Below are 7,126 nucleotides of genomic sequence, written 5' to 3'. Positions count from 1 at the left end.
TCGCAAATCGGGCAGACGCCGCCCCGTTTTTCATAGACCTTTATTTTCCATTTACTCTTAAAGATTGTTTAATTAAGCTCAATATGTATTCTAAGTTTTCGTCATCGCTTATAGATAATTCGTAATCTCCATTTCCCCAGTGACCTACTGATGATACGTCTCTTGATATAGTTTTAGGGTCGTCAAGTATCCCTTTCTGTAGGTTGATCCACAGTTTAAGGGATTTTTTAAAAATATGTATATCCACTACATTAGAACCAGATTTGAATGCTATGTAGTATTTCTTCGGTTGGATTTCGATCTCCCCAAGATTTAAAATAGCACTCCGAAATATCTCATATAACTCTCTTGTTTGCTCATTTGCATTTGATATGTGTTCGTCTTCAGTATAAACTTTAATTTCTCTTGTGACATTTTCAATTGCTTGATCTTCTTTACTAACAGTCTTTATGCTCTCTTTTGAACCTGACGTTTTTATTTGGGTGTAATTTACTGTTTCGTTGTCGTATCTTTTAATTTCCCAAAGTTCTATAGGAAGGTCTTTAAAATTAATGGCCTCTTTTTGATATGCTGTATAAGACTGTGAGATGAAAAGAACTCTTGACTGAGACCAATCAATATCAGCTTTTCTCAGGGTGTCTTTTTTGCTTTCGTTGTATTCAAGAATGAAGTCAGCTTTGTTATTGAGCATCAAGGCTAAATAAGCATACCCCTGGTCTATTACGCTAAAGTTCTTGTCTCTTTTGTATTCGATAATAACAAAAGCCTTCGATCCCTTATCAAATGCAAGGGTGTCCATTCGGAAATTGTTGAGACTGAACTCATGCTTGACAAATTCTAAACCGAATACCGATTGTAAATTGCGTTCAGTCAGATTCTGTAATTCGCTTTCTAACTTGAATGGTTTCTCTTTAATTACTTCAAGCTTATTGTTGTCTCTAACTTTGAATAGCGCCATTATTCTCCTAATGTTCTTTCGGTAATTATTGCTTGGGTTCTATCGCCGTCTTTGTCGCCCTCGTATTCGAGATATATCGCTTTTTCCTTGTCGTGCTTGCTGAAGAGGTCGGGCGTGTCGTTCTTGTAGCAGGTGGTTATGAGCTTTTTCAGGCCGAGGTGCTCGAAGTTATAGGCAAAATAGTAAAAGAAGAAGTTGCTTATGCGCGGGTCGTCGCAGTTGCAGAGGACCGTTTTGCCTTTGAAATGTTCCGAGTAGTGCTTGAGTTCGTTTTCAATATCGGGGAGTTGCGTGTAGAACTCGTCCTTTTTCGCGTTCTTTGCTTTTATCAGGTCTTCGTTTGACATCGGGCTAAGTTCCTCTTTTGTTTGCGTTTTTTATTGCGTTCAGCTTTCTTTAATATTCCGCTGGTGTCCGGTATATTTGCTCCAGCTTTCAAAAACTCAATACCAATTTAATGCCGCAATTCCGTTAATGCAATGATTATCTTAGCCGATATTAAGCCAGCCGTGGTCGGCAGCGGCGACGGGCGTTCTTGCTCAACGGATTCGTCGATTCGGTCGGCAATGCCGACAGATGTCGTGCTCAACGCGCCTTCGGCACGATTCGCTCTATAAATCACGCTATGTCTAGCCACCCATGTCTTTTGTCCGGCACGAACGGCGTGCGCACTAGTTCGAGGGATTTATTATCGCATCGGAACATTGCGGCTATGTCTCCGAATAGCCCCTCGCGGAACCTCCGCGCCGCGAATTATCGCCTCCGGCGTTAGATTTACCCTGCGAGCGCCGTTCCCCGATCCTGTCGAAGGCGGGTCGCGAAGGATCAGCGTCGAACCCGTTTTCGCAAGCGAAATTCCGCATGCGCACCGCACGGTATCGTGATTTTCCCGGCGTAGAACGTAATCGCTTTGTGGCCGAGTTTGACGTCATATTCGCCGTTTGGCAAATCCAGGCACAGAAGCTTTGCTCAGCTCGCCCTTCATTCATGAATGGAATTTTTCATTTCCTTTTTTTCCAAACTGGGATGATATAAAGCATAAGGGTAGAGTCCAAACGGAGACCGCTAGAAAAAGCCAACTGCCGGGGTGAAGGCTGCCTGAATACATAAGATTTAGGGCTTGACTATTTTTTTTTATTCCATAAGATTTTTCATATTTATTTTTGTAATATATAGATTAATTAAATGGGAATTTTATTAGAGATATTCATCTCGATTCGAGATACATTCAATAACCACATCATCTTCGGTGTAGGGATACTCCTCCTTTTCGGTTATCTTTTCGGCAAGCTGTCAGAGAAACTTCGTCTTCCTGCAATTACGGGATATATTCTCGCCGGCCTCATTCTAGGGGATTCGGTTACCGGCGTCATTCACCACGAGATGTCGATTACATTACGAACAATAACCGATATAGCTTTAGGGATAATTGCTATTACAATCGGTGGAGAATTCTGCAAAAGCAAGTTAAAGCGCCTTGGTAAAAGCATATTAATAATCACTGTTATTCAGCTATTTGTTACTTTCGGTATCGTTGTTTTAGCGCTTAGTATTTTCAAATATCCTCTTTTTTATGCTCTTCTTTTAGGCGCGATTGCAAGCGCTACAGCGCCAGCTGCTACTGTGGTCATTATTCAAAGCCTTCGCGCGCGTGGAGACTTTGTTGACACGCTTTATGGCATTGTCGCACTCGATGATGCTGGCTGTATTATTCTTTTTGCATCTGTTTTTTCATTCATCGGTGGAATGCTCGGGTTAAGCGTCGAGACCGAGAGCTTCACGACGGTGCTTTTCCATGCACTCAGTGAAATAGGGTTTTCCATACTTATCGGAGCTATTGGCGGAGCACTGCTACATCTTGTCATCGCTCACAATAACAATCCGAAAGAAATTCTGATACTCTCTCTTGGCACCATTTTCCTAATTACAGCCATCAGTATATCTCTTAACCTATCCTCGCTTCTATCCAACATGGCTGCAGGTGCGGTCTTAATTAATATGTCTCGGAAAAATATTAGAGTATTCCATGTCATAGCCCCTCTAACTCCTCCCCTATATGCCGTTTTCTTCGCAATCGCCGGAACAGAGTTGAAAATTGACATCTTGCTTAGTGGCTCGATTTTATTTATCGGCTCGATTTATGTTATATCTCGGATGATTGGCAAATATTCGGGTGTTTGGATTGGAGCATTGGTTTCTGGATGCAACAGTAAGGTTAAAAAATATCTCGGTCTATCTATGATTCCGCAAGCGGGTGTCGCAATCGGATTAGTTCTATTTATTCAGGCCTCGCCAATTGCACATTCAGCACCCGAAAATATAAAACTCGCGCTCGACGGCATTGTAAATATCGTTTTATTCTCAGTGCTTATCAACGAACTTATAGGGCCTCCGCTCTCAAAGTTCGCTATCATCAGAGGAGCAGACCTCTAAAAGGATGTGTTGCTATGAATATATATAAATACTTAAGAAAAAATTTATGCGAAGTTAATTTAAAATCGAGGAAAAAGAAGTCCGCTATATGTGAACTTGCGGGAATAATAAAACGGCATCCCGCCCTTGAAGATATTTCTGAAAAAGAGATTGTAGATGCACTTATACAACGCGAAGAACTCGGTTCTACAGGCTTTGGTGGAGGATTAGCTATACCACATTGTAAGCATAAGAATATCTCGGAATTCATAGTCGGATTGGCCATCTCTAAAAGGGGGGTCAATTTCGATGCTATGGATGGCAGAAAAGTTCACCTATTCTGTTTCATTATCGGGCCAGAAGGCGATCCAGAAACACATGTCAAAATTCTTGCTGAGGTCTCTCATATTCTGCGTGAGGAACGTGTCATACGAGAGTTGATTGCTTCAAAATCGGAAATCGCGCTTTACGAAAAATTCCTTAGGCACGCTGCGCCGGAAGAAATCCAATCTGAAACTAAACAGCAAAAGCTCGTAATGATCATTATCCAAAACGAGCAACATTTTATAGAGATTATGGAGCTTTTCGTCGAAATTGGCATCGATGGTGCATCGATTACATCCTCTGAAGGAATGGCTGGAGTTCTCACTAAAGTGCCACTCTTTGCGGATTTTATTAATTTCTTGGGGCAACATGCTAAATACCATCGTACTATATGGGCGGTAATTCCCACCGATGAACTCGAGATACTTGTCCAGAGAGTCGAAGAGATTACGGGGGATATGAATAAACATATCGGAACAATACTTCTCGCCCTCGATATATCATTTTTCAAAGGGACAATGGAAACAGTATAACCGACATGAGAACTTACTTCGTTTCGGGAGTTTGGCTGTGAAAAACAGTTTTTGCTTAGGCTTTCATTAAAGATCTAAACCCCCTTGTTTCACAGAAAAAATAATTTATATTGCATAAAACAGAAATTCAAGGAGAGATTTATGTTTCCGGTTTATAGAAGCACATTCGTTTTAATCAAACCCAACGCCATACAGCGCGAACTTGTGGGCGACATTATCAGCAGATTCGAGAGCAAAGGCTTACGTATCGACGCAATAAAGATGCTTCATATGAAAAGAGAACTTGCCGAAAAACACTATAACGAGCATAAGGGAAAGCCCTTTTATGGTGGGCTTATCGATTTTATCACAAGTGGACCGGTTATCGCCATGGTTCTTTCGGGACCAAACGCCATAGAGGCCGTCCGATATGTCGTCGGAGATACAAATCCCCTAAAAGCGCAACCGGGAACGATACGCGGAGAGTATGCAATTACGATCTCTCGTAATATCGTTCATGCATCTGATTCAATTCAAGCAGCCAATTGCGAGATCGAGCGCTTTTTCACACCCGATGAGATAATTAACTATCACTTGAATCTGGAAGAGGACATTTAGGGGAATATTATAATTATCTTTTCGTTATTATCTCGAAAAGCAAAAATAAATATAGCTATAACTCAATACATAATTTAGAGAATCACGAGGATTCTCTCCTTTTGTATTCTGTCGAGGCGCCTTTAGATTTAGATATGATAATTTATCAGGATAAAAGTAAAAATTCCCCTTTCACTATATCATTTTTCTTCTTATCTTGAATAAAAGTATAACCCTTGCAAAGGAGTTAGAGATGTTACCACAAAAAGTCAAAACAAACGCCGTTATTTTCAAGGTTTTAGGCTGGATATACATTGTCCTAGGCGTTCTTCTAGGGATTGGGATTATAGTATTCGTGGTTGGATTCGGCACGTCAACCGCCTTGGGCGAATTCAATGATGTCGAGGGGGCGGCATTCGCAACCGGTCTTAGCATTGTACTGGGGGTTATTGGAATAATCCTAGCTATTGTGTTTGGGATATTCTTTTTTCTGATAGCCAAAAATCTACCTCTTAAAAAGAATTGGGCGAAAACCCTTGGAATAATTTTCTCAATCCTCTTGCTGTTCAGTTTTCCGATTGGAACGGTGCTCGGAATTATCCTTTTAGTTAATTTTTTCAGCGAAGAATTTAAAAACTGGTGGGAAAGCACAGAAGCATAAGATAAGCTGCAACTTTTCTAAAGGCGAGGTTTAGTTACCTCGCCTTTTTTATGGCATTTACCCAAGACTGTCTTATAATATCTCGCTATGTCGGAAGCGAAAAAAAATACTAACCCTTATGCCCGTGATTTGACTCAGGGCAACATTGTCGGGAACCTCCTAAGACTGTCTGTCCCCATCATGATCGCGAATTTTTTGCACACTGTGCATAATCTCGTGGATACTTTTTGGCTTGGGAAACTCGGCGAAAAAGCTACAGGAGCAGTTTCCGCAACTGGAATAGCCTTTCCTGTTGTTTTTACCCTGATATCCTTTGGGGCTGGTTTCGTTATTGCTGGAACAGCCCTTGTTGCCCGTTTTGAGGGTGCTGGCAAACCAGAGCGTGTAAAAAGAACTATAGGGCAATTATTCCTCGTTATGGTATCGTTCACTGGAATTTTCCTTTTCTTTGGGCTTTTCTTTTCGAGAGATATTCTAACACTTCTCAAAGTTCCAATAGAGATATTCGAGCTTGCTCTTGAGTATATCAGAATAATACTCATAGGAATGGCTGCTTCGTTTTTCTATATGTTCTACCAATCCGTCGCTCACGGCGAAGGAGACACCGTCACACCGATGGTAATATCAGCTATTTCCGTTCTTATCAATATTGCTCTCGATCCACTTATGATCTTTGGTATCGCTTTCTTCCCACGCATGGAGGTTCACGGCGCGGCACTAGCTACGCTTATTGCCCAGGCTATCGGGGCAGTCATATCAATAGTGGTTTTTCTAAAACGCGATGCTGCGCGTCTTCCATCATTTAAAGATATTATTCCTGATTGGGGTATGCTTAAGAATATCCTGAAAATCGCCATTCCTGCCTCAATAGGACAATCTGTAACTAGCTTCGGATTCCTTATCCTCCAAGGCTTTGTCAATACCTTTGGAATAACGGTTATAAGCACTTTCTCTATCGGTAACCGCATGACAAACATATTCATGATGCCGGCAATGGGTATCAGCAATGCTCTCGCAACAGTTGTCGGCCAGAACCTTGGCGCAGGGAATATAAAGCGCGCAGAGGAAAGCTTAAAAAAAGCCTTTATTTTGATTATGTCAATTATGGGCGTTGGAAGCACGCTGGTTTTCCTTTTTGGTGCAGAACTAACCAAATTTTTCATCGACTCTCCAGATGTTATCGAGGTGGGCATTCGAATGTTTAAAGTCACATCCATAGCTTCGTTTATCTTTGGGTCTATGTTCGTTTTCATGGGTGTTTTCAATGGTTCGGGCTTATCGAGTGCGGCGCTTAGAGTTAATATTGGTCGGTTGTGGCTTTTTAGGATACCTTTTGTTTATATTCTTTCTGGCAAAGCGCTCGATATTCTTTTTTTAAAGGAATCTTTCCTGGCACCGCTCTTAAAACTCATGGCAAAGCCTCTCGCGGCCTATCCATACGATGCTTTATGGTGGTCGATGGTTGCCAGCAACCTTCTCGCGACAGTTTGGTGTTACATAATTTATAAAAAAGGTAAGTGGAAAAACCTCAAGTTTGAATAGGCATCTTCAGTTTAAATTATCAATTTATCATTTATATCTTGATCGGGGAATCCAATTCTTGGAAAGCGCGGAGACGCTCCCCACATTGTCATTGTAGCCCGACGCGTTGATCTCTTTCGC

General features: G+C 41.5%; 8 protein-coding genes. 5 read left to right on the top strand and 3 right to left on the bottom strand.

Translation table 11 applies throughout. The annotated features are described in order from the left end of the window. Positions 1-40 precede the first annotated feature (40 nt). The 3 genes from KAH81_01710 to KAH81_01700 form a co-directional block, all read right to left on the bottom strand. The gene (locus tag KAH81_01710; GenBank protein MCK5832363.1) at positions 41-958 is read right to left on the bottom strand and encodes a hypothetical protein; all 918 of its coding nucleotides are present in this window, start codon (positions 956-958) and stop codon (positions 41-43) included. Then, a complete protein-coding gene (locus tag KAH81_01705) occupies positions 958-1,305 on the bottom strand; it encodes a hypothetical protein (protein MCK5832362.1) in 348 nt (115 codons plus the stop codon). Before KAH81_01705 ends, KAH81_01710 begins: the two co-directional genes overlap by 1 nt. 107 nt (positions 1,306-1,412) lie before the next feature. Further along, a complete protein-coding gene (locus KAH81_01700) occupies positions 1,413-1,595 on the bottom strand; it encodes a hypothetical protein (protein MCK5832361.1) in 183 nt (60 codons plus the stop codon). Between the two features lie 548 nt (positions 1,596-2,143). Between KAH81_01700 and KAH81_01695 the strand changes: the two genes are divergently transcribed. The 5 genes from KAH81_01695 (at position 2,144) to KAH81_01675 (ending at position 7,006) form a co-directional block, all read left to right on the top strand. Beyond that, positions 2,144-3,391, top strand: a complete 1,248-nt coding sequence (locus KAH81_01695) for a cation:proton antiporter (protein ID MCK5832360.1) — start codon at positions 2,144-2,146, stop codon at positions 3,389-3,391. 14 nt (positions 3,392-3,405) lie between these two features. After that, positions 3,406-4,227 (top strand): PTS sugar transporter subunit IIA, encoded by an 822-nt coding sequence (locus tag KAH81_01690; protein ID MCK5832359.1) that lies wholly within the window; start codon positions 3,406-3,408, stop codon positions 4,225-4,227. Between the two features lie 141 nt (positions 4,228-4,368). After that, complete coding sequence (ndk, locus tag KAH81_01685) at positions 4,369-4,824, top strand: nucleoside-diphosphate kinase (GenBank protein MCK5832358.1); 456 nt, start codon at positions 4,369-4,371, stop codon at positions 4,822-4,824. A gap of 232 nt (positions 4,825-5,056) precedes the next feature. Then, positions 5,057-5,464, top strand: coding sequence for a hypothetical protein (locus tag KAH81_01680; GenBank protein MCK5832357.1), 408 nt, complete (start codon positions 5,057-5,059; stop codon positions 5,462-5,464). Positions 5,465-5,551: 87 nt separating this feature from the next. Beyond that, complete coding sequence (locus tag KAH81_01675) at positions 5,552-7,006, top strand: MATE family efflux transporter (GenBank protein MCK5832356.1); 1,455 nt, start codon at positions 5,552-5,554, stop codon at positions 7,004-7,006. Positions 7,007-7,126 lie beyond the last annotated feature (120 nt).

It is taken from the genome of bacterium (assembly GCA_023145965.1).
Classification (GTDB): Bacteria; UBP14; UBA6098; order UBA6098; family UBA6098; genus UBA6098.
The sequence above is the reverse complement of the archived record's forward strand: the minus strand, read 5'-3'. Positions and strand labels throughout refer to the sequence as shown.